Origin of the sequence: Paenibacillus sp. FSL R5-0912, from assembly GCF_000758605.1 — a bacterium.
Classification (GTDB): Bacteria; Bacillota; Bacilli; order Paenibacillales; family Paenibacillaceae; genus Paenibacillus_AQ.
In genome coordinates this window covers 3,301,717-3,328,360 of record NZ_CP009282.1, presented here as the reverse complement: position 1 = coordinate 3,328,360, position 26,644 = coordinate 3,301,717, and the positions used below count along the sequence as shown (strand labels likewise).

The 26,644-nt window shown below is 38.4% G+C and carries 31 protein-coding genes and 1 tRNA gene; 23 read left to right on the top strand and 9 right to left on the bottom strand.

Annotation, left to right across the window (positions count from 1 at the left end):
• Positions 1-6: 6 nt before the first annotated feature.
• Complete coding sequence (locus tag R50912_RS13945; RefSeq protein ID WP_042235642.1) at positions 7-438, bottom strand: NUDIX hydrolase; 432 nt, start codon at positions 436-438, stop codon at positions 7-9.
• Between the two features lie 281 nt (positions 439-719).
• Here R50912_RS13945 and R50912_RS13940 point away from each other — a divergent pair.
• From R50912_RS13940 to R50912_RS33290, 19 genes are all read left to right on the top strand, one after another.
• Positions 720-791 (top strand) — tRNA-Val (locus tag R50912_RS13940).
• A 134-nt stretch (positions 792-925) separates the two neighbouring features.
• On the top strand, positions 926-1,846 hold the full coding sequence (locus tag R50912_RS13935; RefSeq protein ID WP_042235639.1) for a tyrosine-type recombinase/integrase: 921 nt from the start codon (positions 926-928) through the stop codon (positions 1,844-1,846).
• 124 nt (positions 1,847-1,970) lie between these two features.
• Positions 1,971-2,576 (top strand): hypothetical protein, encoded by a 606-nt coding sequence (locus R50912_RS13930; RefSeq protein WP_042235636.1) that lies wholly within the window; start codon positions 1,971-1,973, stop codon positions 2,574-2,576.
• A 1,528-nt stretch (positions 2,577-4,104) separates the two neighbouring features.
• Positions 4,105-4,530 carry a hypothetical protein gene (locus R50912_RS13925; RefSeq protein WP_042235634.1) on the top strand — a complete coding sequence of 142 codons (426 nt, stop codon included), beginning with the start codon at positions 4,105-4,107 and terminating at the stop codon, positions 4,528-4,530.
• A 35-nt stretch (positions 4,531-4,565) separates the two neighbouring features.
• The gene (locus R50912_RS13920) at positions 4,566-5,456 is read left to right on the top strand and encodes an SU10 major capsid protein (RefSeq protein ID WP_042235631.1); all 891 of its coding nucleotides are present in this window, start codon (positions 4,566-4,568) and stop codon (positions 5,454-5,456) included.
• A gap of 77 nt (positions 5,457-5,533) precedes the next feature.
• Positions 5,534-5,719 carry a hypothetical protein gene (locus tag R50912_RS13915; RefSeq protein WP_042235628.1) on the top strand — a complete coding sequence of 62 codons (186 nt, stop codon included), beginning with the start codon at positions 5,534-5,536 and terminating at the stop codon, positions 5,717-5,719.
• A 119-nt stretch (positions 5,720-5,838) separates the two neighbouring features.
• Positions 5,839-6,651 (top strand): hypothetical protein, encoded by an 813-nt coding sequence (locus R50912_RS13910; RefSeq protein ID WP_052416320.1) that lies wholly within the window; start codon positions 5,839-5,841, stop codon positions 6,649-6,651.
• A 70-nt stretch (positions 6,652-6,721) separates the two neighbouring features.
• Positions 6,722-6,949 (top strand): hypothetical protein, encoded by a 228-nt coding sequence (locus R50912_RS13905; RefSeq protein WP_042235625.1) that lies wholly within the window; start codon positions 6,722-6,724, stop codon positions 6,947-6,949.
• Between the two features lie 270 nt (positions 6,950-7,219).
• Complete coding sequence (locus tag R50912_RS13900; protein WP_042235622.1) at positions 7,220-8,734, top strand: hypothetical protein; 1,515 nt, start codon at positions 7,220-7,222, stop codon at positions 8,732-8,734.
• 147 nt (positions 8,735-8,881) lie between these two features.
• The gene (locus tag R50912_RS34950) at positions 8,882-9,022 is read left to right on the top strand and encodes a hypothetical protein (RefSeq protein ID WP_156123121.1); all 141 of its coding nucleotides are present in this window, start codon (positions 8,882-8,884) and stop codon (positions 9,020-9,022) included.
• 3 nt (positions 9,023-9,025) lie between these two features.
• Positions 9,026-9,421, top strand: coding sequence for a hypothetical protein (locus R50912_RS13895; RefSeq protein WP_042235619.1), 396 nt, complete (start codon positions 9,026-9,028; stop codon positions 9,419-9,421).
• A gap of 52 nt (positions 9,422-9,473) precedes the next feature.
• Entirely contained in the window at positions 9,474-9,881 is a 408-nt protein-coding gene (locus tag R50912_RS13890; protein WP_042235616.1) for a phage holin family protein, read from the top strand.
• 74 nt (positions 9,882-9,955) lie between these two features.
• Entirely contained in the window at positions 9,956-11,533 is a 1,578-nt protein-coding gene (locus R50912_RS13885) for a terminase large subunit (protein WP_042235613.1), read from the top strand.
• Positions 11,534-11,551: 18 nt separating this feature from the next.
• Positions 11,552-12,877, top strand: coding sequence for a phage portal protein (locus R50912_RS13880; protein ID WP_042235610.1), 1,326 nt, complete (start codon positions 11,552-11,554; stop codon positions 12,875-12,877).
• Between the two features lie 861 nt (positions 12,878-13,738).
• Positions 13,739-14,152: a hypothetical protein gene (locus R50912_RS13875; protein ID WP_042235607.1), complete on the top strand. Its 414-nt coding sequence runs from the start codon at positions 13,739-13,741 to the stop codon at positions 14,150-14,152.
• A gap of 153 nt (positions 14,153-14,305) precedes the next feature.
• On the top strand, positions 14,306-15,094 hold the full coding sequence (locus tag R50912_RS33295; protein ID WP_052416319.1) for a hypothetical protein: 789 nt from the start codon (positions 14,306-14,308) through the stop codon (positions 15,092-15,094).
• Positions 15,087-15,590, top strand: coding sequence for a hypothetical protein (locus R50912_RS13865; RefSeq protein WP_042235604.1), 504 nt, complete (start codon positions 15,087-15,089; stop codon positions 15,588-15,590). The genes R50912_RS33295 and R50912_RS13865 overlap by 8 nt, the downstream gene beginning before the upstream one ends.
• Positions 15,591-15,663: 73 nt before the next feature.
• The gene (locus R50912_RS13860) at positions 15,664-16,011 is read left to right on the top strand and encodes a hypothetical protein (protein WP_042235602.1); all 348 of its coding nucleotides are present in this window, start codon (positions 15,664-15,666) and stop codon (positions 16,009-16,011) included.
• Positions 16,012-16,027: 16 nt separating this feature from the next.
• Complete coding sequence (locus R50912_RS33290) at positions 16,028-17,179, top strand: Ig-like domain-containing protein (RefSeq protein ID WP_052416316.1); 1,152 nt, start codon at positions 16,028-16,030, stop codon at positions 17,177-17,179.
• A 1,040-nt stretch (positions 17,180-18,219) separates the two neighbouring features.
• On the opposite strand, the gene R50912_RS13850 is transcribed toward R50912_RS33290, so the two are convergent.
• On the bottom strand, positions 18,220-19,050 hold the full coding sequence (locus tag R50912_RS13850; RefSeq protein ID WP_042235600.1) for an SDR family oxidoreductase: 831 nt from the start codon (positions 19,048-19,050) through the stop codon (positions 18,220-18,222).
• 46 nt (positions 19,051-19,096) lie between these two features.
• On the bottom strand, positions 19,097-19,846 hold the full coding sequence (locus tag R50912_RS13845; protein WP_042235598.1) for an SDR family oxidoreductase: 750 nt from the start codon (positions 19,844-19,846) through the stop codon (positions 19,097-19,099).
• Positions 19,847-19,991: 145 nt separating this feature from the next.
• Between R50912_RS13845 and R50912_RS13840 the strand changes: the two genes are divergently transcribed.
• A complete protein-coding gene (locus R50912_RS13840; RefSeq protein WP_042235596.1) occupies positions 19,992-20,666 on the top strand; it encodes a TetR/AcrR family transcriptional regulator in 675 nt (224 codons plus the stop codon).
• A gap of 397 nt (positions 20,667-21,063) precedes the next feature.
• On the opposite strand, the gene R50912_RS35885 is transcribed toward R50912_RS13840, so the two are convergent.
• Positions 21,064-21,210, bottom strand: a complete 147-nt coding sequence (locus R50912_RS35885) for an SDR family NAD(P)-dependent oxidoreductase (protein WP_231637853.1) — start codon at positions 21,208-21,210, stop codon at positions 21,064-21,066.
• A 567-nt stretch (positions 21,211-21,777) separates the two neighbouring features.
• On the opposite strand from R50912_RS35885, the gene R50912_RS13830 reads away from it, so the two are divergent.
• Positions 21,778-22,008 carry a YuzF family protein gene (locus R50912_RS13830; protein WP_063840107.1) on the top strand — a complete coding sequence of 77 codons (231 nt, stop codon included), beginning with the start codon at positions 21,778-21,780 and terminating at the stop codon, positions 22,006-22,008.
• Between the two features lie 514 nt (positions 22,009-22,522).
• Here the strand turns inward: R50912_RS13830 and R50912_RS13825 are convergent.
• Positions 22,523-23,488: a helix-turn-helix transcriptional regulator gene (locus tag R50912_RS13825; protein ID WP_042235589.1), complete on the bottom strand. Its 966-nt coding sequence runs from the start codon at positions 23,486-23,488 to the stop codon at positions 22,523-22,525.
• A gap of 190 nt (positions 23,489-23,678) precedes the next feature.
• Here R50912_RS13825 and R50912_RS13820 point away from each other — a divergent pair, with 190 nt between their 5' ends.
• Together R50912_RS13820 and R50912_RS13815 are read left to right on the top strand one after the other, a co-directional pair.
• Positions 23,679-24,104: a hypothetical protein gene (locus tag R50912_RS13820; protein WP_042235587.1), complete on the top strand. Its 426-nt coding sequence runs from the start codon at positions 23,679-23,681 to the stop codon at positions 24,102-24,104.
• 394 nt (positions 24,105-24,498) lie between these two features.
• On the top strand, positions 24,499-24,825 hold the full coding sequence (locus tag R50912_RS13815) for a DUF1801 domain-containing protein (protein ID WP_081956493.1): 327 nt from the start codon (positions 24,499-24,501) through the stop codon (positions 24,823-24,825).
• A gap of 48 nt (positions 24,826-24,873) precedes the next feature.
• On the opposite strand, the gene R50912_RS13810 is transcribed toward R50912_RS13815, so the two are convergent.
• From R50912_RS13810 to R50912_RS13800, 4 genes are read right to left on the bottom strand one after another with little or no spacing between them, the layout of a single operon-like run.
• The gene (locus tag R50912_RS13810) at positions 24,874-25,245 is read right to left on the bottom strand and encodes a LytTR family DNA-binding domain-containing protein (RefSeq protein ID WP_042212764.1); all 372 of its coding nucleotides are present in this window, start codon (positions 25,243-25,245) and stop codon (positions 24,874-24,876) included.
• 13 nt (positions 25,246-25,258) lie between these two features.
• On the bottom strand, positions 25,259-25,381 hold the full coding sequence (locus R50912_RS34170; RefSeq protein WP_156123117.1) for a cyclic lactone autoinducer peptide: 123 nt from the start codon (positions 25,379-25,381) through the stop codon (positions 25,259-25,261).
• Between the two features lie 13 nt (positions 25,382-25,394).
• Positions 25,395-25,931, bottom strand: a complete 537-nt coding sequence (locus tag R50912_RS13805; protein WP_042235585.1) for an accessory gene regulator ArgB-like protein — start codon at positions 25,929-25,931, stop codon at positions 25,395-25,397.
• Positions 25,924-26,550, bottom strand: a complete 627-nt coding sequence (locus tag R50912_RS13800) for a hypothetical protein (protein ID WP_052416314.1) — start codon at positions 26,548-26,550, stop codon at positions 25,924-25,926. Before R50912_RS13800 ends, R50912_RS13805 begins: the two co-directional genes overlap by 8 nt.
• Between the last annotated feature and the right edge of the window lie 94 nt (positions 26,551-26,644).

Below are 26,644 nucleotides of genomic sequence, written 5' to 3'. Positions count from 1 at the left end.
GGCATTCTAGCTCAGCTGCTTGGTATATTCAGTTACTCTCGCGATAAGCGTGGGATATATCCCGGGATACGTAACCGCTTCCGGAATTTCTCTGAATCTGCGAATCTCCTCCATTTCATATGGGGGCAGGGGGCCGAACTTATCTACAGCTGCAAAGTACAGCATCCCGTAGCTCGCAGGTACTTCTTCACTTCTGACCGAATATACGCCTAGAGGGTATAACTTGTACGCCTCAACGCCTGTTTCCTCATACAGTTCCCTGGCGGCAGCTTCATCAGGACTCTCTCCTGCTTCAATATGTCCTCCGGCAAATTCCCATGTAGACCGCTCGCGGTGCCGCACCAGAATCCAGTCCTCCCCCTGCTTCATGACAATCACAACATATTTCAGACCCATCCCGGGCTCAGGCCACCCGGATTCATGCAAAGTTACGATCATTAGAAGAACTCCTTCGGCTTCATTATGTATAATGGAATGATTGAGAGATATTCCCAGGCAACGCCATCATTATAATATATAATCTTTTCCGTGTCGCTCAACTTTTTCGCTGCAAAAAAAGCCCCGCTCACATTCAGCGGGACCTGAGCCTTAAGTTATCATCTGCCGCCAGTAAAGGGATTAATCTCACCTGTCAAATCACGGCTGGCCCTAAGCTATTTCAACGTTATAAAAAAATCTTGCCATTCCCTCACATCGTATGGTATTATAAATTTCGTTGCAGGACGGTAGCTCAGCGGGAGAGCACTATCTTGACAGGGTAGGGGTCATGGGTTCGAACCCCATCCGTCCTATACTTTCAATTGTAGCAAGGGTTTGAAGCATATTCTTCCCTTATCTATAATTAGTGGTCACACTGTGACACGTTTATAATTGAAGAAGCCATCATCTTTAAGGACACAATTCCTTTAAGGTGGTGGCTTTTTCTATGCTTATGAAGTTTGGATTGGTTGAGTTTCGCCAGGATCGCGAATATCGCAATGTATCTGATCGTACCCTTGCCGCTTATATGGCCGAAATGAGTAAATTCCATGAGTACTGTATCAATAATGAAATTATTAATGTTGAAGACTGTACAGCATCCCTAGTTAAGCAGTATCTCCTTGCTGCTAAGGAAAAAGGTAATAATCCCACGACTATAAACACCAAGTTGCATATCCTCAAAATATTCTTTAATTACTTTGAATCTGAAATGGAACTCTTCACCCCTAAAACTAATCCTACAAAACGAATTACCTTCGCCAAAGAGAACGTGAAAATTGAAGTGTTTACAGATGAACAACTTAAGCAGATGCTTCGGTTTTATCAGAAATTGAAATTCCGTGATAAATCCCTCTACTCCTATCGTGACTACTTTCTAATCATCTTCCTAATCGGTTCTGCCTGTCGTTTAGGCGAAACTGTAAATTTGAGGTGGTCAGATGTTGATCTTACAAATCAAATCATCACTGTTAATGGAAAAAAGAAAGTAGCCAGCAGCATTCCAATGACGGACAAATTAAAGCGTGAATTTGTTGAATACCGAATGTTTGCGGAAAAGTACTTCCCTTCTCTCCCTGAGTATGTTTTTACAGACAGAGACGGAAAGCAACTTACTGATAATGCTTTAAAAATGGTATTCAAACATCTAAAAGCAATCATGAACTTCAAAAATGTGAGATTATCTGCCCATACATTCAGACATACAGCAGCCCACCGCATGATTGTTTCAGGTTGTGATATCGGAACTGTGCAGAAAATCCTCAGGCATACCAACGTCTCCATGACGTTACGCTATTTTGCTCTTTGGGGAACGGCTCTGGCTGAACAAAATGAGAAATACAATCCATTAAACTCGATTGATATATAAATAGTTGAAAATAACGACAACTTTCGACACATCAACATATCTCCATTTTTATATCAAGTCTGTAAATTTACTTTTTTTAGTAATATGCTTTTTTAATCAAATAACTTTTAGGGAGAGATTCAAAATGACAATGACAATTAAAAATGTATCAATCGAGGATGTACTGGTAAACTGTGAAGTTGGTCAGAAAACTGCTATGGCTCAAAACTTCAGATTCTTCCTTCAAACTAATGAAGATCGCATTAAATTCATCAATGAATTTGAATCTCGTATGTTGTTTAACAATGATAACAAGCCGCTCCTTTCAATTGCCTTAGCAAAAGAAATCGGCGCTTATCACTATGAATATTCCACTTATGAGGAACTTGTAAAATTGCCAGTAAAGGATACTCTGCAACGATTGTTTAAACAACCTGTTGAAGGGTTTGTATTAAACGCAATTGAACGTGATAATATCACGCTACATGATTTGTACAGAGCCAAACAAGAAGATCCATCAATGAACATTGTACATGCGCTCTCATTCATTACACCTAAAAAAATCACTGATGATATTACTTTAGCCAATACGTTAAAAATTGCTGACAATAAATTTGATGTTCCAGATATTACGATTGGCAAGTCATATCATTGTGAACTAGATCATAATGGTGAGAATTTCATTTATGATGATGCTGGAGTCAAACTCTATTGCATTGATACACTGTGCAATGTAACTATGTACATCTAACCGCCTGACGATGGCCTATAGGGAGTAGGCCGAAACAGTAACGCAGTGATTGCGTGGCTGTCGCGGATATCCCGCAAACATGTGGCAATGATCTATGACCACATTTGATATAGCATTTGATTTACGCTCATTGATAATTGAAAAAAATGTTAAGGTTTTAGGATTTTTGTATTTCTCCAGCAATATCAACGTATTTTTGTAAATGTCATAATGGAAAAATCCTGAATATACACGCAGCATATAAAATAATCATCTTTAAACATTGATAAATCAACGTATTTCAACATTATGTAAAATAATGGTTAATGGTCTTTTAGGGAGACAAAACATGCATACCGCAAAATGCGGTAAGCAAAATAACCACCAGCCAACACATACCATTAACCTATGTAAATGCTGACTAATATAGTTGCGGCAGAATTTTTATATAGTGATAGTGAGATCAAGTCCTACCAGAACTTAACCTAAGTTCAGTGTGACCGCCAGTATGACGGACGCAAAATGTTAAGGGTTTAGAAATCGAATACTAGCGCTTTAGAAACTCACAATTTAACTATGTATTTCCTACTCCATTTCACCAACTCAAATTTTTTATATATATGATAATAAGGTAAAAAGAAACTTTACCATTCAGAAATTGAATGCTACCGCTTTAGAAACACGCTTAAACTCTAATGTTTATGCTGCAAAATTAAACAAATCTCAAAAACGCTAATATGAGATATAAAGAGATAATATTTATGGTTTGCATTAAACAGTGGACACTCCCCCGCTATCCTCATTTAAGTTTTAATATTCATATAAAACAATAGTTTTATCAAGTCGTATTTAGCCATTTTCATCAAAAAACAGCACACTTTTATTTTTTAAACATCAAAAAACCCTTGGTATCATTGGATAATTTGAATAGGTCAAAGGTTCCCATATGATAGGGGTCATGATAAAAAACGGGTGCTTTTAGAAAACACCCAAAAACGCTAATAGGGAAGGAAAGCAGAACCTTATTTATCAGTATGGGAGACATGAGTAACCATGTAATCAAAACAACGGAAACGAGAAACAGTTTAAACCAGCATAAACCCTTATAGAATAAGAGTTTTTATTAATTCATCAAAAAAATTAGATATGTGTTTTAGGGGGATACAATGTTTGATTCTGACTTTTTCCGTTATGGCTAGAAATCAACGTTTTATAGTCTCTCCTGCATGTGAAGGAGACCTTAAATCAGCAAATAACCCTAAAAATCAACATTTGCTTAATGGTGTTTTAGGGAGGGGAAACTGTCCATAAATGAAACAATGCAATATAACCTTATAAAACCTGACTTTTTTAGCACTCCAATAAATTTTATATTAGTGAAAGAAACAGTAATTCCTTCATTGACCTCATATCATTTGATGTGGTGTGAATGAAGGACTTAACGTTACCTTCTTGTTCTCTCAAAGGCGCTCCTTAATTGGTGCGTCTTTTTTGTATAAAAAAATTTACATGAGAGAATCGACAAAACATTAATGAGAGGATGAAAAAAATGGAATTTACGCCGGAACAACAAGCACACATCGACCAGATGTTAGCAGACACGAAGACAACTTGGGAAACTGAGGTACTTACTCCACTAAATGCTGAACGTGATGAGTTGCTGCAATTTAAACCCGTTGATAAGACAGATGCTGAAAAAGCACTGGAACAACGTGAACAGGAATTGTTTAAAAAGGAAATCAGCATTGAGTTGAAAGCAAATAAACTCGATGACTTTGCTGAATTTCTGAATGTTAGTAATGCTGAGGAATTGAAAGCCAAGATTACACAACTATCCAAGATTCTTGATGCTCGTAAAATCAATAACGGTTATGTCCCTGATACTCACAAACAAACAACGGCTTATGATCAAGCAGCCGCTAAGAATGATGTAAATGGCATGATCGGTGCAAAATTAGCAAAACTGTTCAACTAAAACAAAACTAAAATTAGAAAAGGATGATTAAAATTATGCTTAAAACTTCGAATCTAACTGCTGGCGAGAAAATTAGTTTGGTCAATGAAATTACAAAAATCGGTATCCAGGACACTCCACTGACTTCCCTATTGATGGCTAAAGGACTTGTAGGCAAAGCAAACGGTACTGTTCAGACATGGAGAGAAAAGTCACTCGATACTACTGATGATATCAGTGTTGTTGAAGGTAATGAATCCCCTGTTTTCTATGAATCGGGTCGTGCTGAACTCAATAACATTCTGCAAATCTTCCAGAAAGGGGCTTCCATTAGCGGAACAGCAAACGCAATCAATGTTTCTGGTCAGGGTAATCTATTCTCTGGTGAAGTGGCTGACCGTTTGCTTGAAGTTAAAGTAGCAATGGAGAAAGCAATCACTTCTGGTGCTCGTAATGATGGTTCCCTGACTCCTTTCATTCGTAAGATGGATGGTATTGAGAAGTGGGCGCATACTTCTAACGTTTTAACAGGTGCAGCAAGCGGTGTAATTACCGAAGATGAAATCAAAGCAACAGTTAAAAAGTTGTGGGATCAGGGTAATCAATCCGGTCAATACTTCGCACTGGTTAACGCTGATCTGAAAGAACAAGTAGATGCTCTGTACAAAGATAAATACAGTTACATTGCACAGCAAAATGTCTTCGGTTTGATTGTAGACATTGTGAGAACCAATTACGGTTCGGTTAACTTTGTTCTGTCCCGTCATGCAGCCGCTAACAAGATGACAATCTTTGATGCGAGTGCTCTTGCCCTTGACTACTTGCGTCAACCTGAGTTTGAAGCACTTGCTAAAACCGGAGATAGTATCCGTGGTTTGGTTACTGCTGAAGCAACTCTTCGTGTAGGTTCCAAGAAAGCCGTTGCCCAGTACACTCTGAAAGCCTAATACATAATCCAAACGGGGATGGCGGATAATTCCGCTGTCCTCTTTATTTCATAAAAAATTTTAGGGAGATAACTATAATGAATGATCGAATGGAGTGGAAAATCAAACGGATTCAGCAGCAAATTAAGCAAAACATCGTTGCAGCACACTTAGGATGTTCCAGCACTCTCATATCACTTTACGAGAACAACAAAGGTGAAATGTCAGAATACAGAGTCAAGCAATATAAAAACTTTATTGAGGCAGGTGTAAAAAATGAATGAATTTTCAATTTAACTCCTTTTGTTGAAACGATTGGGTACTGTAGCAAGTAAATTCAAACCAGTCATTTTGATAGGGAGTATCAAAAGTATGAGTTAGATGATTTTCATTTCATCTAATTATGAAAAATGAACTTATAGCACAATTTCCACAATGGTGTAATAATAAAGAACATGGCAAATTTAATCTATGTATGTCTGATGATTTGGATTCCCTCTTCTCTTGCGCTATCCTAAATCAATTATTTGGTTACGAAGTCAAATACTTTTATGATTTCAATTCAATTTATTCCACGGAACATATACATAAACCTACAGTATGCGTTGATATTGCCGTTGAACAAGGAATGACATGGGATAATCATGTAGTTAAAATAATGCCAAATGACAAAGTGAATACTGAATCAGCCAACATTAACGCAATCAATGGTATCAACCGCAGGAACTATTTCACTAAATATGCAGGTTCTACCCTCCTACAAATCATATCCTATTACAATATCCCCATTCCTAAGAGTAGAGAAGCCCGTTTAATCCTCCTAACCATTGATTCTAGTTACATGGGACATTACAGCAAGGATTTTAAAGACACTCACAGCCGCTATATGGAGCAGTTAGAATTATATGATTTAATAGACACGCTGGAGCATGAAACGTCTACACAGGCGTACTATGATGTTAAGCGCAAGTTTAATCTAAACGGCAAGATTCTTGTCAACAACGGACATCTAGAAACAACAATTGACCTTGCAGCCATGCAAGGCTTATTTGACGTTGACCTGAAACTGTCAGAAGAGAGTTTTAAAAAAAGTTATGCGTTTGAAAATCGTGGTAGACATTCTGCTATAGGGATTTCAAAGCCTAGCGTATTCAGTTTTGCTTTGACAGGTAAAAATGAATTCAAATACACGACAGCAGGACATAAAGTAGATTAACTTAATTGGTGAGGTGAACGTGAAAATTCGCTTACCTCTCCTATTATTCAACTCAAAGGAGATAATAATAATGGAATATCAAGTAAGCGACAAAGGTTTCTTTTATGTGTATGACAATGGATTGAGAAAGTTTTTGAGATTTGATAAGAATATCGAGTGGAATTGTTCCGGTCTTAATGTAAAAACGAAGGATCAGTTTTGGCAGTTTACCAAATCCGAATATCTGTTTGAGTGCATTAATGAATATATTATTGCAAAGAAAACCATTACCCCAATGAATATACATGTAAGTGAGTGATTAACGTCACCGACACCCCACTAAATATACATTACAATGAGTATACCGATACCCCACTAAATATACATTGAAGTGAGTATTCCTATACCCCAATTATTATACATTGCAATGAGTGTTTACTGGGGCGATATCAACATAAAACCTATTAACATAAAACCTACCAACATAAAGAAGAAAGTTTGTTTGTTTTTCGCTACGCTATTGGAAAGATCAAGTTCAAGGTCAAAACATGAAAAAATGAAAAGCATCTATAACAAGGAGAAATGTCTAATGAGTTACGAGAAGGGTTTTATTAAATTTTATAATTGTTTTATGGAAAACGGAGAGTTTAAGTTGACACCTAAAGAATGGTACTTCTATTCTCTTCTAGCAGCAAGATGGAATCCATTTTTGAATATGGCTGAAACAACTATTTCTAGAATATCTGAAGTTCAAACTGTTTACAAGGATAAGAAAAGACCAACCAATGACAAGGTTAATACTCTAAAGCAAATTGCAAATTTACAATCTAAAGGTGTAATTACAATTAGCAACTATGACGAATTAACTTTTAATGGTAAAACAAACTATGATAGAACATTATTGATTTCGTTTACTGATTACATTCAATCAGAATCAATCTATAACGATGTTTATAGTAGAACAACTGATCCAAATGAATTGTATTTTATGTGTGTTTTGCAACGTTTTAATTCAAAAGGATTCAATCATAGTATGGAGCAAATCGCAACTTTATTTGATTGTAATATCAAAACAGCAGAACGAACTATTGCAACTATGAAAGAGAAAAAGTTAATCAAATATGTTCAAGGAGAAGTCTTCCAAGGTAAGAACGGTCAATATAGCAAAAAACCTAACACTTATTTTATTCGTGGTGTATTTGAAGTTGATACTGAACCTGAAACAACTGTTACTGAGGATGTAGTTTCAACCGACACCCCTACTGATTCGGAATTGTTTATGACTATGTATGGTGAGGTAACACTTGAATATTTACAACGTAAAATTCAACATAGTAATTGGGGCAGAAAGACTATAAATAAACAAGGTAAAACTGTTAATGCTGCTCTTGTTGAAGATGATATTAATATTATGATGACTTGCGAAGAGTTGGGAATTGAACCAGCGTTTACTAAGAGATCTAGAAACGTTATTACTTCTATGGCAAGAACATTTGATATGAATGACATCAACTCTTGGATTGATCAATATGGGAAGGTAAAGGAACGAAAAATTAAACAAGAGGAAGCGTTTAACACAGAACAAGAAAGCATTAAACAATATTACGAATCAGACACGCATGTCATTGAACGTGAAGGATCAGTATTATTAACTGATGATTTAAATATTAACGATGTTCTAATATATGTGGTTCAACAAAATGCGGAGTATGGAAAGATTAAGGATAAAATTAAAAAGATTAGTATTAAGTCATTGGTATGTGGAATAACGAACGCAGGAACTCCAAGACTGTCAACTGATACATTTAATAAAGTGTTTGATTATGCTAAAGACTTACTATCAGACAGCAAAATGAGTAAAGATATTTTATATAAAGTGTCACAGTTCAGGGATGCAATGTTAATTGAAAATAATCATGGTCTTGCACCTGATGTTGAACATGAAGGAGATATCTTTGTTAGTTATGACGGATACAGTGAAACAAATGAATCACTTACAGAACGTAGACGCATGATCAAATTAGAAAAGAAGCGCCAAGAAGATGAAATGAATAGAATCAAAAAACAAGAAAATGAAATTGACATAGCAAGTCTGTTTGATTGAGTCGTTCATATCAATTTTAAGCAAAAATCCATAAGAGTTATTGTATGATTTTGAACATCAACTATATAGGTAGGGTGATTGGAAGGGTGAGCGGTTGACCCTTCTTTTTGTTATTCAATTATAAGGAAATCGAAGGAGATAATTTAAATGAAAAATGTAATGAAGAAAATTGGTAATAAATTGGTCAAAGTAGTTGTTTACGTTTGTGTTGGTTATTTGATTAGCACATTTGTTTTTGCTGTCTGTGACGTTATTAAAGGTATTTATCATATTTGCGTGGGAGGTTAAGACATGGCTATGACCATTTATGATGTGTTAAAGAAGTTGCCATACAAAAAGCAACTATACATAAAGTACAAATTCAATATCTGGATGCAAAATGAGCGGAATATGACTGAGGAAGAATTCTTGAAACAGGTTGATTTGAAAGGCATGGGAACATATTACCGTTGGGAGCGAAGCCCAGAGTATAAACATATCGTTTCAATTGTGTTAGCGGCTAAACAGGCAAACGATTTGTTGACTATCTACGAGAATCTGAAGAAGAAAGTTGAGTCTGATCCTAATCCTAAAGATATTGAAATGATGTTGAAACTGATGAAGGAGATTAATTTGCACAATAAGGAAGCAGAGAAATTCTTTTCAGCAAGCGGCAAAGATGATGAAGAAGACGATTTGGAAATGTAGAGTTGCTTGATGAACATAATGTTAATCAAGCAATCTGAAAGGAGGTGTCAAATTGGAACGTGTTGATGTTGTAGTTAAATTGGCAATTGGAGCCGTGACAGGAATCGTGTCATGGATGGTTGGAGGATTTGGTTTAGTTTTTACTGTACTCCTGGGACTCATGATGTTGGATTTCATAACTGGATTCATGGTTGGAGTTTATCAAAAGAATATTAATAGTCGAATAGGAACGTTAGGGCTAATCAGGAAAGTATATGTTGTTCTCTTGATCGGAGCCGTTTATCTAATTGAAGTTGCTGTACTCAAAGGTAATGGTATTGTGACTGATGGTGTTTCAGGAGCATTTTGTTTGATTGAGTTTACTTCGATTACCGAAAATGGCGGTAAATTAGGTATCCCACTACCTCAGAAGGTGAAAGATATTATCCTTGTGCTGAAGAATAAAGAGAAAGAAGAATAAAAATACATAAGAATGTATGAAGCGGACTCGGTAATTTTACTGAGTCCTTTTTTGCGTTCTGGAAAGGAAAATATATGGCTGTTGAAACAGTAAAGAAGAAAAGTAAGTTTGATTTGGTTATGGAAGATTTCAAATTATTCGCTAAGAACTTCGTTAAAATTGTAGACAATGAAGGTAATTTGATTCCATTCATTTTGAATAATGAACAAAATGATTTCGTGGATAACATGGGCAAATTTAATATCGTAAGCAAGGCACGTCAAATCGGGCTATCAACAACCAGTCTAGCGATCTGTTTGCATCAGGCATTATTAAGACCCAACTCCAGTTATATGATTGTGTCTCAAGACAATAAACAAGTTAGCGTACTATTTGGAAGACTAAAATTAATGAACGACAATTTACCTCGGCCAAAATACAAATTCCCTGATACGGTTAGAGATAATCGAGATGAATTAGTGTTGTCTAATGGGAGTCGTATTCAGGTCAGCCCTCCAAGTGTCAATCTGGGACGAGGGTCAACATACCAATTTGTTTTGTGTTCAGAACTGGCGTTTTATGATGTTAATCAATCTAAACTGTTGACAAGTGTTACCCAGAGTCTAGCGAAGAATCCGGACAGTAAGATCGTGATTGAATCCACTTCGAACGGAATGAATTTCTATTATGACCTCTTCATGCGTTCATGGAAAGGTCAAACTAACTATAAAGCATTCTTTTTTTCATGGACAAGTAAAGCCTATATCGAACAATTCCGCTATGAACATAATATTGCTGAGGAATGGTACAAATTAAATAATAAAGGTCAACGTTTAACAGCAAAAGATTTAACTGAGGATGAAAAGCGGATATATGATGCAGGTGGAAATCTCCGAATGATAATGTGGAAAAAATGGAAACTATCTAGTATGTCAGCGGTTGATTTTATGACAGAGTTCCCTAGTACGCCCGAAGAGTCATTCCGTACGAGCGGCAGGAATGTTTTTGATCAAGGCAAGATTTTAGAGCGTTTAGAAAACGTCCTCCCTCCTATGTCTAAGGATGAATTGAAAACTGAATTACCTGAACAACTACTTAAATATATCGGTAAAGGATTGAATATTTATCACCTTCCTCGTAGCAATGTTAAATATTATGGAGGTTCAGATGTCGCGAGCGGGGCGCTTGGGGACTCATCTTCGCTCTCACTTATGGATTCCGAGGGAAAGCAAGTATTAGCATTTGCCAGTAATAAAATTAGCGTATATGAGTTTGCAGAATTTCTGAATATATGTGGTCGGTTCTATAATTATTCGTTCCTTGCTGTGGAGAAAAATTCCTATGGTCTTCCTTGTTTGCAACGGCTTCGTGAAGATTATCATTATATGAATCTATATAAACACAAAACATTCGATCAAAAGGGTAATAAAAAGTTTGCTCTAGGTTGGCTCACCTCTGAATCGAGCAAAAGTATACTAATTTCAGATTTTAAAGAAAATTTCGAAAAGGGAATAATTCTTATTGAAGACAAGGATACATTGCAGCAGATGACAATATTTGTTGAGAATAACGGTAAAATGGGCAACAAAAAAGGTGCTGGTTTACATGATGATCTCATTATCAGCCATTCTCTCTGTGTTCAAGCAATGAAAAATAACAAATGGTACGTATAATATAAGGAGCGTGTACACATGGGTACAATCAATGACTTTATAAATGATTTTGGTTACAGTAACAATTGGTTTGTTGAATATGTAGAAGAAGTTAACAACCAAATGAGAATTATGAATCTACTCGATATTAAAGAGTACATATCTGGCAAACATTTAATTAACACTAGACCAAGTGAGATGTTTAACGGGAAAGAGTTTGTTCCTAGACGCATTGTGCTTCAGATGGGAAGACGGCTGCTTGAGTTTGGGACTGCATATCTTATTGGTAACAAAGTCACTCTAACGGGCAATGAGAAGGTTGTAGAAGCGATTAAAACTGTTTATAAAAATGGTTATGATAAACTAGATTTTGATTTAGTACATAGTGTAAATCGTTACGGTAATGCTTATGAATATGTTTATGTTAAGGATGGTAAGATTACAAGTAAATTGATAGATGTAGCAGATTCCTATCCAGTTGTAACAGCAGATAATGATTATGTGGCATTTGTTGAAGCCTATACGATTAACAATGTTACATTTTACAATGTCTACTATCCTGACCGTGTTGAAAAGTATAGTAATAGTGGTGGAACATTACAAAGTCGTGGAACATTTGACAATTTGACTGGATTGCCTGTTCTATATAGAAATGATAATCCTATTGATGATGTATATGGTCGGAGTGATTTGGAAGATTACAAGACTATATTAGATTCACTTGAGGATCTGATAAGTCGAAGTGTAGATGCTTTCTACAAATACATTACAGGTATCCCGGTACTAAAAGGGCAACAACTTACAGGAGATAAACTCCCTACATCAATAGTTGGCGCTGGTCTTGTGTTGGATTCAGATGCAGAGTTCCAATTTGTCCAGAATAAGTTTGATCATCAAGCGTTTGAGACATTGTATAAACATCTTATGACCAGTTTACTTGATGTCAGTTCAACGCCTGGTATCGTATTGGGTAAGACAGACATTTCCAATCTTTCAGAAGTAAGTATCAAACTTCTGTTCTCATTGAGTAACCTTAAAGCCATGATTAGTGAGAAGTACATAAAGGACAGTATGAAGATGCGCTATAACAAGGTTAGACGCTTGCTTGAGTTGCAAGGGATTGTATTTACAGATGAAGAATGGGATACATTGGATATTGTATTCCAATATGCTATGCCACAATCTGAGAAGGATATCATTGATAATCTCAGTAAGTTGAGAGAGATGAGTGCTATCAGTGTGGAATCTGTATTGGGACATTCACCGTACACCACGGATATAAACAGCGAATTAGAAAGATTAAGTACTGAGCGTGTTAATAATGATATGAGTAATAATGGTGATAATAAAACAGTGACCAACTAATAGTTAGTAAAGATGTGGTGGCAATCATATAAAAGAGTAGATATAGCGTGGAACATTTCCCGTGGAACAATAGTGATTCGCGCACACGTTATATATCAATTAAAGGAGTTGCGAATCTGCAACTCCCTACTATTATTATATATATGGTGTCATTTGGCTAATTTTTTAATCAAATTTTCGTTCAATTTTTAATCAAATTTTACTATTAATTACCAATTATGAGTGATATATGATGAAATCAGCCCTAGATAGCATATAAGTATAGTTGTATGCTATTCAAACCGCTAACTGGTCTAGTTAGTGGTCTATTTATCGACTAAATTTATCCAATTCGATGATTTTGGACGCTGATTTGTACTATTGTGCATATGACACGGTGCTGAATCGGCTTTAAAATTGGTTCAGATACCTCAAAACTGGAAATGAGTCCTGCATCGTATGGATTTACACATTGGAATAAAAAAATAAAAAAAGGGAAATATCCCCTCCTGTCGAATAGTGTATTTACAACTAACGAAAGGGTGGATAGATTGATTGTCCTCTATTTATGCATATCTGTTATGTCATTATACTTATTGAAAAGAATTGCCATCAAAAATACCTACATAATACGTACAGGTTTTGAAAAAGATACAACGCCATTTAATATTAAAATTCTAAGTGTTTTTTTGTTCGTTATAACTATGTCCTCTTTTATTCTAGTTATTCATGAGATATTAAGTTACTTAAATAAGACAGAAGGATCATTTGCAATTTACTCCTACTTTATTTTTCTTATAGTCTATCTGGTGTTCATTATCAATTTCATTTCAAGAAAACATTCCAAAGACTAAACGAAATATTTGATTAAGGAGAATGGATATGGAACCAGTAATATTCAAAAATGTTGATTTGAATAATCCAAAATCAGTATTGTCAAAGGTATTGAAAGATGCCATAAGAAATATTATTTTCTATGGGATCGCCGCTTTAGTTATTGCGTATATAATTAATGGTTTAAACTGGAGAACTTTTGGTTTTATTTTAGCCATTCCCTACTCTTTAATTCTCGCAATTGGCGTCGTTAAGTTCGTATTAGTAGATGTATTATTACAGATCATAAGCATAGTAGGGAATGTTGTTTATATATTCCAAAGGAAACCAGTTAAAATCAACAAAGAATTCCCTGCATTTCTAGGCGTTATAATTTTATTAATTGAAAATTCTGCTTCATGTGTTTTTATCTTGTATTTATACAATGCATATTACAATGTCGATTTACTTGGGATTTTCTAGATTTCATCATATTTAAAGCACTCTCCCCTGAGTGCTTTTTATTTTGCCCTCCTACCTACTTTCAGACCACTATCCATATAATTTCCTAATCCTATAGACCTATCAACTTATCTGATGGTAGAATTTAGGTAAAATATATTGGGGGATGGGCAAATGAATAAGTGTGGAATAATATTAATTTCATCAATAGTGTTTTGTTTACTGGCTGGCTGTTCAAATTCAAATCAGACATCAGAAGTTGCATTAACTAATAAGTCTGAAAATGTTTTGGTAACAAATGATATGAGTACTAAAGCATCTACAATTGATGTTAAATTAGATATCTCAACAGATATTAGCCCAGAAAATACCGTAACTGTTAGTGGAAAAACCAACCTGCCAAGTGGAATGGAGTTAATGCTAACTCTAAAGAATACTTCGAATAACTATTCTGCTCAAGAGAAAGCCATAGTTCTTAATGGATCATTTACAAGTAGTTCTTTTTCTTATAATGGCAATGGCCTAGAAAAGGGAGCATATTCATTAGAAGTAACTTCACCAACTGCCAATGTTCAACCTTACCATGTAAAAGAACTCATTGGTGAGAACGGTGTAAATTTAGAAGGAAATATAGTGATTTCTGACCCTACCTGGGGGAATACCATTTTAACTACAAAGGAAGTAGCAATTAATTCAGATGCTAAAGCCACTTATAATGAGTCTAGCGAAACATCGAGTACATACAACAAAATTACCGAGCAGGAACTTGTAACTGATCCTAGAGCGCCATCGACTAATCCTAACGATTATATTAGCGATGGTCAGTATGTTCCTGAAAACGGAATTAGTGACAACCCTGAAGATTATAATTTTGATGGCGATTATAAACCCGTTGATGAAATGACACAAGAAGAAATTCAAGCCGAATTAGAAGAAATGTTAGGCGGATCATTGGGTGAATAAGATGAGGAATAAATTTATAATGTGCATTGTTGGTTTGATGGTTATTCTAGGGATTAGCGGATGTTCAGGGCGTGGAGATAAGGATATGATTAATATTTCCAATGAACTAAAACTGAAACAAGAATACGCATCTATTATTGACGATACAATTGTTGAGGATGCAATTAGTACGGTGTATACTTCAATCGTGAATAAATATAACAATAGAGATGAAGATACTAATCTAATAGAAATGGACGATGATTTATTAGAAGCACTGAATATTATACAAACCAGTGCTCAACTCTCTATGGATGATGACAACAAATTTAATTCGCTTTTGGATTTGGCAAGTATATTTACTGTTATCGTTGATGGAACAAAATATGAGGAACCACTATTAGACAAAAACGAAAACGGTGAATACATAATCGAAGATGGAGCACATATCAGCCAAGAAGACATCTTGTTAATTAAGGACAAATTAACTAATAATTTAAATAAGTATTTCGAATAAAAAGTATTTAAAGAAGACATCCCAGTGATGTCTTTTTGTATGCCCAAAAATCCCTATACAAAGGAGCAATCATATGAAATTCACAGAACGCCTTCAACTTGAAACGCAAGGAATCACTTTATCCTCTGCTGAACAATCTGTTTATCTTGCTGAAGAAGGAGTAACTGATCCTGAAGCGGAATACTCTCCTTCCTCTAACACGGATAAACGCAATATCTATTCAGCAGCGCTATCTGTCTTGAACAGTATTGCTAATAATCCATCGTTGATGAAGTCATACAAATCTGATGATATCACTATCACTGATTTTGCTGATTCTCTTCAGAATCGTATTGACCAGTTAGAACGGAAAATCCGCATGATGGCAGTTACAGACGATACGAACAGTAATAGTTCAACGTTTATGTTGTTCAACTCTTAATGAAAGGAGTGATCCAATGTTTGATTTATTCAATGTCAACGATACAGCCGATTTTGAATTTATCCAGAGTCAAATTGGTACGGATGTTAATATAAACCAATCTGCTACACCTACACGAGTAGTCATTACTAATACGAACCTTAATAGTGGTTATGATGATAAGAAGATTACTTCTCTGTCTCCTATCCATCGTGGCGATATTATTGTTTTTGAAGGCAATAAATACATGCTTATCAGTGAGATAAATAGTGAGCGTTATAACAAATACAAAGGGATCATCCGAAGATTGCCGCAAACTATAATCGTCAACTCTTCATGTCGTTTTATTCATGTGGATTGTTATATTACTGTTGGAGATTTAGGGGTAACATCGGGGAAGGTAATAACTGTAGCAGATGGCAGTATCAATGTTTTTACTAATGAATACTATAAGGATTTGGGGCTAGAAATCGGTAATAGATTCTTTGTTGATGGTCAGATGTTTAAGATTACAGGAATAGATACATTTTCTCAAAAAGGAATTGCAAATTTGTCCTGTGAGAAGGATCTGATTAACAGCAGTACAGATGATGTTGCTAATGGAATTGCTGGCGGCCTTGCATGTCCAGTTGATATTACGACAGAACCAACTTCTGTAGTTCTCGGTTCTACGCTACAGTTAGTCTATACAAGCACAAGCAATGCACCTGTAACATTTACATCCTCTAATACTGCAATCGCCACCGTGAACGCTACAGGGCTTGTGACAAGCCATTCAGTGGGTAGTGTTACTGTTACAATTGCCAATGCTACAAATGGGCGTATCACAGATACTGTTATTCTGGCGGTTGAAGATGCCCCAGTGTCTAAGACAATTGTAATGACTTCAAATAGTACAATAATCTCAGAAATAAAAGAAACTCAGTCAAAAACTTTAACGGCTAATGTCTACGATGGAACCACATTAATTACAAACGGTTCAGAACCTGTCACATGGGGGCTGTATGAAGATGACCAGGTTAGTCCATATAATACTGTAAATATGCAAATTACTGCCACTACAGCATCAACAATAACTTTGAAGTGTGTGAAGTATGCACGTTTATACTACGTACAATTAAAGTGTACACTGAATAGTGACCCTTCAATATTCATATGGCAGCGTATTGCAATAAAATCACTTTACTAGACCACTATCTTCCTTTTTTGGACAAACCACTTTACTTTCACAATAGACCACAATATAATAACACTATCGAGTTCTTAAATTTGATGGTCGATTAATTATAAACGTTGTCGGAGTAAGGTTGAATCACATTTCCTATCCTTTCATCTTGACAGGGTAGGGGTCATGGGTTCGAACCCCATCCGTCCTATACTGCATCACCTGAAAAAACCCTTATTTTATAAGGGTTTTTTCTTTTTGTCAGCCTATTGCCTCAATGACTCAAATTGTGAATTGGTGCCGATTATGGCACCACTTATTTTTTATCTTTCCAACCCTTTGAGAAAGACATCCTTAGACACCTTTTCATTCGGCCTATTCCCCCGTCCTGGTCGTTTTTACCCTTAAGTCCTTCGCGGTATGTCTTCTAGTGTTCTCCTCAAAATCTTCAATACTACATCAGTACCATCTTTTTTATTAATTTCAAAGCTGTTGTGTGAGAGATAATAGTGATAATTGCGAATATACACGTTTGTTGTATCCTCCCTTAGCGGGAGAGGAGGGATAGTCCTCTCTGTCCCTTAATGATTTGGTGCGGCTCCAGCCTGACGGCTAAGCGTACGCTGTCGGATGATGGCCTATCAGCCCATTGCATCATCTCTTCGTACTGTGCATCAATCACTATGACTATCGATGAAAAAGCTTCAATAAGCTAACTGGCAGAATAGTTTAAGATTAAACGCGGAGAACCCTATCATAAGTAGGGGCAAGTTTTGTATTATGCCGACTATAGGAGCAGTGTTTGCCACATTCCGGTTAGAAGGATACGATAATGCGCTTCTACGAATTTATTTGTGCTAAAGATTGTAATGTACCTATAAGGGATCTTTTGCCGACTCACAGCAAAAGATCCCTCCGCCGTTTGGGCAAGAGGAGATCATTAAAAAATGGTGTTGAACTCAAGTTCAATGCTACTCATCCTTCGACGTACCGAATAGGTTCTTGAGGTTTAAGAGAAAAAAAACGCTCCCGTACCTTTGGCTAAAATTACGGGAACATTCCAATCAGTTGTTGAAGTAGTGAGACTGTTCGAGGTCGGGAATCAGGGCAGGTTGCATTGGCTGCCATTCCAGAAGCTCCTGAGTTGCAACGCTTGATCTCGGGATATCGAGTGCTGCAAGCGTGCTGAGGAAACCAAAGTGGGCGTCTGCCTCTTCACGTGAAATGCTGACGACAGGCACGTTCAGATGTTTACCGATAACACTTGCGATGTCGCGAAATGGAACTCCTTCATCTGCAGTCCCGTCTAGTCTTGAACCGGCGGGTGCCTTTTCTAACGCAAGGCGGTATAAATGCGCGGCGTCAAGACGGTGGACAGCGGGCCAGCGGTTGGTCCCCTCTTCGACATAGGCTGATATGCCCTTCGTTTTGGCAATGTTTATCAGTCTCGGCACAAACCCTGTGTCACCCTCACCGTGTACCGAAGGACAAAGCTCTACGATCGAAGTCCGCACTCCACGCTCAGCCAGAGATAATACTACGTTTTCCACTGCCGCTCCATTATTGTGCGTGGTGATTACGAACGGCTTACCAGAACCCTCTAGCGCGGCCCCCATCGCTTCGACCGCAAGCAGATCTGCTGTGAGTGCCCCGGCGAAGTTCGAGAAGTCGTGATTGAATGCCAGATGAATGACCCCGTCCGCAGCTGCCGCGCCTCTACGAAGGCTGTCGAGATCGTCGATGTCGCCACGGTGTACTTCGGCCCCGACATCTTTTAGTTTCGCAGCGCTATTGTCTGAACGCACCAGACCGACGACCTGATGACCCACATCAATAAGTTCACGAACGACAGCGGAACCGATGTAACCTGTTGCTCCAGTGACAAAAACACGCATTATGAAATCCCCCTTAAGATGTTAACCACTAATGTATAAACTATAATTACCACGCAACGGGTCCAGCCTCATCTGAAAACGTGCCTGTTGGACCGTCCGCGCCAATCATCGCAAGCCGGACAGCTTCATGCGCCCCTTGTTCCACGCTACGAGTGCCGGCAAAATTATTAAGTGCAGTCGATGTAAAACCTGGACATGCCGCATTGACCTTAATATTTGTCGATTCAAGCGCAAAGGCAAAGGCAAGTGTCACAGCATGAACTGCCGATTTTGACGCCGAATAGGCCCCGAACATTGCACGATGTGAGTTACCCGGAATAGAGTTCCAGCTAAGGGATCCGCCGCTGCTGCCCATGTTGACGATACGAGCTGCGGGGGCCTCACGCAAAAGTGGTAGCATGGCCTGGGTGACAGCAATTACACCAAAAACATTAGTTTCATAAACCGCTCGAATCTCTTCGAGCGAAGCAACAGTCATAAGACCGCTCGCCGCACCGCTGCTTGGAAACTCACCCGGTTTGCCTGCATGTGAGATGCCTGCATTGTTCACGAGTACATCGAGACGACCGAATTCGTTCCGAATTCGCGCTGCTGCTGCAACGATAGAATTTTGATCTGTAACGTCAAGCTGAAGAGCGTGCGCATCTGCTCCGATGCTGTTGGCTGCAGTTTCCCCATTCTCAAAACTGCGTGATCCAACGAGTACGGTGAAGCCATGTCCCGCAAGATCCTTCGCAATTTGTAAACCTATTCCTTTATTTGCCCCGGTGATCAAGGCTACGGGTTTGATCTGCATGGTTATGTTCTCCTTCTTGGTATGGGATACCATCTATATATTTCCCGTTCGATGTGGGATAATGATATTAAATCACATAATTACGAAACTGTAAAGTTCCGGAACTGAAGAGTTTTAATTATATATTTTAAAAGGAGCTAATTCTATGAGTAAAATAAAAAAGGAAATTTCAGAGAGGGGCGAAAGTCCAGAGGCCATGGCAGACAAGCCTGCTCAAACATTGGGCCGCAAGCGAGATCACACGCGGGATGATAAAATCCTCGAGGCGGCAATAGACATCCTCGCTGATACGAGTTTTGAGGGGATGACAATGGACATGGTCGCGGCTCGGGCAAAGGCTGGGAAGGCGACAGTGTATCGCCGCTGGTCTTCCAAGGCAGAATTAGTCAGAGACGCTTTAGCATGGATGAACCGAAGTCAACTTGAGCTCGAAAGCTTACCAGATACAGGAACCTTGCGCGAAGATTTCCTCGTGCTTTTGAAGCCGCAATCGATTGCGGAAGAAGAGCGAAAATTCCGAGTCCTAGCCGGTCTGGGCTCCTTTTTGCAGCAGCCGGAATTTGCCGAAGCAGGAACAGCGGGGATTTTCGAACCATGGGTGGCTATGAACCGCGAGCTTATGAACCGTGCCGTCGTTCGTGGTGAAATTCCCGCTCACGCGGACATTGAGATGGCTTGCCAGGTCATTACTTCAATGGCTTCCTTTCGCGGACTTATCCAGCGAAAACCGTTCGACAAGCTTTTTTTTACAGCGCTAATCGATGGCATTCTGCTGCCTGCACTCAAAAACCCGCAAGCAGCCCCAAATATTATGAATTGATGATGACCAGGTCCACCTCCTCTTCCTACGCTCCGGCCTGTGTAGGTTAGTTGTTGTCGTTCAATACTGCGACTTGTAACATGGAGCCCTTCGCTAGTTTGATTGCGAACACGATCAAACATTTTATCCGACAAGACTTTCCGCATGAATATTACGGGTCGAGCATTACCTGCCACATTCTTGTTTTTGTTTTTTTGATCGGATAGCTTCTAATACCAATGTGCGATACGATCAGGAGGATAAACAGTACTCGATTTTCAAAGGTATTTATAAAAGTGTTAGCTATTATACTGTAAGCAGTATCCCCGGAAGTTTTCTGGACATGTTGGGATACAATCTTGACCATTCACTCTCTGTATCTCCTGGTTCAATAATAATGACGTCAATACCGAACGGATTAACTTCCAGACGCAGCATGGTAACAGGCACCGAGCAATGTATAAACTTTTCCGCCAGCCGATGAAGTGTTGATGATCTTCCCTGATTTTTGCTTTCTCATTGGAAGAACCAATTGCGTCAGACGACTTAATCGAAAAAGATTCACTTCAAATTGGCGTCTTTCTTCCTCTAGGCGAAATGTGCTGGCTCGGAATAATGAGAGCCTAATAGAAATGCTTAAGTGTGAACGAAAACGTCAACTCAATCTTTCAAAGAAAAGACCATCCCGCGAAGGATGGCCTTAAAACTTGCCGTTACAGACAACCCGGAGAACCCTATCCTAAGTAGGGGCAAGTTTTTTGAGGTGAAACGTGCAAGGGCCTATTAAAGCGTGTTGAGCGACATGGGTTTGGGCTAGGGCACAATTGGTGGAAAAGTCGCGACTAACGGACTTCTGTATGCTTTTCGGATCACTGAACGCCTACACACAAGGAACGATGCACGAAAGCAGCTGGAGACCGGGAAATTATCGTGAGGTTTCTGCTTCGAGGGATGCGGGTTGGTCTTTGGTTTGGCTGCATGTCAGTTCCCTACGTTGAATTATTATTTTTACGTATTTATGTCATAACGCTTAGTACCTATCAAAAATGGGCTCTCACCCAGCTCATTAATTAGGCGTTTGCATAGCATGAGGTATAACCATCTGGGAGGTAACAAAGTGCTGAATAATCAAATGTATCCAATGCATCAACAGATGCCACAAGCAATCATGGTCTATCCAATTGATCCCTATGTCGTTGAAACCTTAATGTCTGTAAAAGGTAAGCAGGTGGTACTTGAAACCACTCGCGGCGGGATTAGCGGCTGTGTGATGGATGTAAAGCCAGACCATGTTGTATTGGATATCAGAGGCAGAAAATTCTTTGTACGCATCTGTGAGATCGTTTGGATCATGCCGGAGTAAATTCTAATCCCAAAATGACTGTGCATGAGAGAGTTGCGAAAGCAGCTCTTTTATTATGCCATTTCTACCTGAGCCCCGAGTAACTTTCTTGCTGCAGCCCAAAAGCTTACTACATCTATCCAATCAGCCCGGATGCTACTAGGTTGATCCAATACACCTCTGTCCGGCTCTGTCCGGTTTAAATAAATGATCTGCTACCGCTCCTACTGGTGCCATCCAGACAAGTACTCGTTACATATCCTTGTAGGATCAATCGCCCCTGACACCTTTCATTGCGGAAATCCACCTATTCTCGTATTGTATATTTAAAAGGAGTGATAGTTGTGCGTATAGCTTTTTGGATTGTATTTGCCTTTGTTGGTATTTTGATCTTTGGGATAGTAGGCGGCTTAATTGGCCGGAAGAAACGGAAGTAATCTATAGGGGCTATAACAACTTGACAAGGTAGGGGGATGGGGCCCGAACCCCATCATCCTTTACGCAGGAAGCCCAGATATTCAAGGCTTTTTTGCTTCTACTTCCGCACAGGTCTAATGTACTTAAAATGCCGTTCCGGATTAAAATAAAAGTAAATGATTCGGCCGGGGGTAGTATCAAAGAAGTAACCCGTGTCTGCAAAATCAAAGGTTGCCATTACCCGTTCAATCTTTTCCTCTACACTACGATTCTCCTGCTCATAATCGAATGGCCCATGTTCAAATACAATATATTCGTCTTCGGGAACATCAATCATAAGCATCTGCGGGGGGACTTGGCCTTCGAATTCCATAGGAAGCCGTACACCATGACACTCTGTACGCGGTATCCCCCAATCGCAGAGTCTGCCGTCCGGGTCATTAATGTACGCCATAATCTGACCGCTGCCCCCATTAGTTTCACTCCCGCCATCGTCATCCAATTTGCCTTTGATACTATCGAGTAAGCCGCAGATGGTCTCGTAGTCCTGTCCCTGAATAAGATTTTGCTTTTGCCAAAAATCCCAATACCCGTTACTCTCATAGTTTTTAATGTGTAAAAATTTGTGAGCGGGAATGGTAACAAAATAAATTTTCACATCATCTGTAGATTTAATCATCCCAATCTCTCCCAATCCTAAAAAGTAGCGGTCAAAAGGGTTTAATTTTGTACGAAGAACGACTGGCTTAGGATTTTTCCGGAAATCACTTGGAGTTACAGCATAGGTTCCCTTAAAGGCTCTGGTAAACGCTTCATGTGATGAAAAGCCATAATTAAAGGCAATATCTAAAAGGCTTTTTTCACTATCCCGAACTTCTTTTAGTGCAAAAGCTAATTTTCTATGCCGCAGATAATCCCTAAATTGCAGCCCCGATATTTCCTTGAATTTTCTCGTAGTATAAAATTCGGAATAACCCAGCCTGCAGGAAAGATTGCGTAGTGTCAAAGCTTCATCATTGTAATTTTTAATGCTTATGTCAATTTCATCAATGATGATTTGTATTTGTTTCTGCCACTCGTACATTCGTTAATTCACCCCGTTTCAATCACCCTACATTTATTTTAAAGATAATGGAAGATCCTTGCTTGATTTTACTTGCTGTTATTTCATTTCTCTCTTTTTAAAATGGATATAATCATCAGGAATTAAGTCCAATATATACTTTCGGATTAACAATATATTAACGTATACCTATGAAATGGAGTGATGATTAATGGCGACAATTATTAGTTATGGTTCAGAGGCAAAAATCCCGTTAGACCCGTTCACTACAGCTATAACGGTTGCGGGGATTCCTGGAGCAGGCGCGGCTCTAGCCACAGCGCAAGTAAATATTAGTCCAGCTAATCCTGCCTCTTTCTCCAGTAGAGTCGAGTTAAATGGCAGTTTTAGTCTTACTGCACTTGCTAATAGTCAATTTATTGTTATTATCCGGCGTGCCGGGGTCGATATTTATAGATCCTTTTATTCGTTTACTACAAATACTGATATTCAATTAAATGTTCTGTGGGTTGATGGTCCTTATCTTGGAATCCACAACTATGAATTGATAATTCAAAATGATAGCATCTTGCCTATAAATCTATTTGGACCCATAGCATTCACAGCAAATGCTATTGGAGGAGAAGGCGTAATCTAAAAAAGTAAAAAAGCCCTGCGAACCATTACTGGCGGTAGGGCTTTTAACAATGCCCCGGACTGCACGCTAGCTCACTTCCACTTCTCCGCCACATTATCCTCGCCTTCATAGTAGTCTACCCGCTCTTCCCTGGATCAAGCGACCTGATCTCAAAAAGCAGTTACTTCGCCCCAGCCATTTCAGCCAGCTTCTTGCTTGAATGCCAGGCAAACTCAAAAACCCGGAATTGTTTTTTATACCAATCGCCGCCAGTAGTATGAATAGCATGTATTCATATTTGTTATATTATACCAGTCGCCCTGCTACAAACTCTAATATACAGCAATAAGCAATATACAGCAGTTTACTCCGAGAGGACCTATCTATTGAACATCAAAAGAAGAGATGTTACTGAATGACAAGTAGTGAATTGAATCCTAAAGTGGATTTTTTCTTTAATAAAGCAAGTCAATGGAAGGAAGAATACGGGAAACTCCAGACGATCCTGCTTAGATGTCAGCTGACAGAGGAATTGAAGTGGGGGGGGCCTTGTTATACGTTTCAAGGCGCGAATATAGCTCTAATCCACGGATTTAAAGAATATTGTGCGATTATGTTCGTCAAAGGCTCCTTACTGCCTGATCCCCAGGGCATTCTGATTCAGTTATTTCACGGACCCCAAACAGTCCGATACCCGTACAGCACGGGTTTAGAAATATACGCCGCATATTCGGAAAAGTAAGGAATTGAGTGATTAGGTTGATACTTAAAAAAACCACCCAAAGGGTGGCTAGTTAAATACTATGTTTTCAATTGCACTTCCCAATTGTTTCTTTAAATCCTCATAACCTATTTTTGACAGCATGCAGCCGTTTTTGCTGTTCAGATTAAAGTACGCTGTTTTAAAAAAATCATTCATCCGTACGATCTTCCTCACATTAATGGCCGCTGTACGGTCTCCCACCGAAAATTCGAACCCGCTATTATTCAGTGCTGTACACCAATAGCTAAGGGGACCTGTCGTATAATAGGTTCCATCTTCTGTGTATACAACGACCTTTCGCAAACCGCTGCTGTGCTGCATATACAAGATTTCATCAATCGGCAGAGAAACCACACCGGATTGGCCATTCACATCTTTTGTCACTGATAATGTAATCATAATTGTCCGCTCCTTATTTCAATAACTCTGAAGGAGTTTTCGGTTGATGAATATACAAAATACTTGCAGTACTGACAAACGTCAAAGCCACTACCGACAGACAAGATGCCAATCCGTAAACGATGCTCTTATTCATCTTCTGTAGAATTTTAGTCAATGGATTTCACCTCCCTTCGTGAAGTTTTAATCAGAGTAAGCGCTTGTACAAAGAAACTGACCGATACTGTTGGAGATATGATAATGAAGTTAGCCGCAATCATTACAGCTGCTATTAGCTTTAACAGCGGGTAATACTTTCTAGGAATCCTGCTTTGATGCTCAATATTGGATGGTGCGTACATGGCTACAAGAAGAATACTGATAAGGTTTAGCATTTGCGTCATTTGTACATCTGGCTTAACAAAAGACATTCCTGTAAATAGTGAGGTAGTAACTACTACGCATAGAACGCCAGATTGAAGATGTTTTCCTCCGCTTGTTTGCCTTAATAACGCAAAGGTTAGGAGTATAATGAACGTTTCTTTGGTATTACCGGTAATCATTGAGATAAGCAATGTCAAGCCGATTATAAATACAGCGTTATAAATACCTTCCAGCGCATATTTAAGTACAGCTTCACTTGTTGGATGATGCGGAACCGCTTCTTTTATAGCTTTTGCTGTGAGGGCAGATAGTTTTTCAATCACTTTTTTGATCCTTTCGGATGGCGTAGTACAGTAGGTAAGCTGATGTAACCGCGAAGTAAATAATATTAATGTAAGTCTCGTTATAATATAGAACTGATGAAATGGAGATCAGAAAAAGCATGATCAACAGGATAACCGAAATATCTTCAAACTTAAACTTCAGCTTATTCAAATCGAAACTAAATCCATAACCTAAGCGATAAACTAACCATGCCCCTGATATAATGAGTACCCCGCTTACGGATTGCAGTATGTACCCATTACTAATACCTGACTTGGCAGCATCGATAGATCCAAAGAGAAGAATTGCAACCCCCGTCTGCACCACACCAAATATGACATAACCCGATATGGTTGACAATAATGAAAGGATCAACGACATTCTCACAAAAACAGCAAAGAAAAGAACGAAAAAACCTATTGTAACCAAAGGCATTATATTTCCTAAGGTAAAATCATTGCGGAGTACATAGCTTTGAAGATTGATCAATAGGGTTAACGATAAAGCCTGCCATACATGCTCCTGAAATCTAAATCTGAACAAACACATGATTAAAAAATATAAAGAAAATGCCTCTATACCTGAGAAAAACATGAACCCGACTGGTTCCCACGACAAAATAAAACACCGCCTGACATTATTTTCATTCAACAGCTTAATTATATAACTGCTTCCGATATTGAGTATACTACTTATTTTTGGGCTTCAGCAC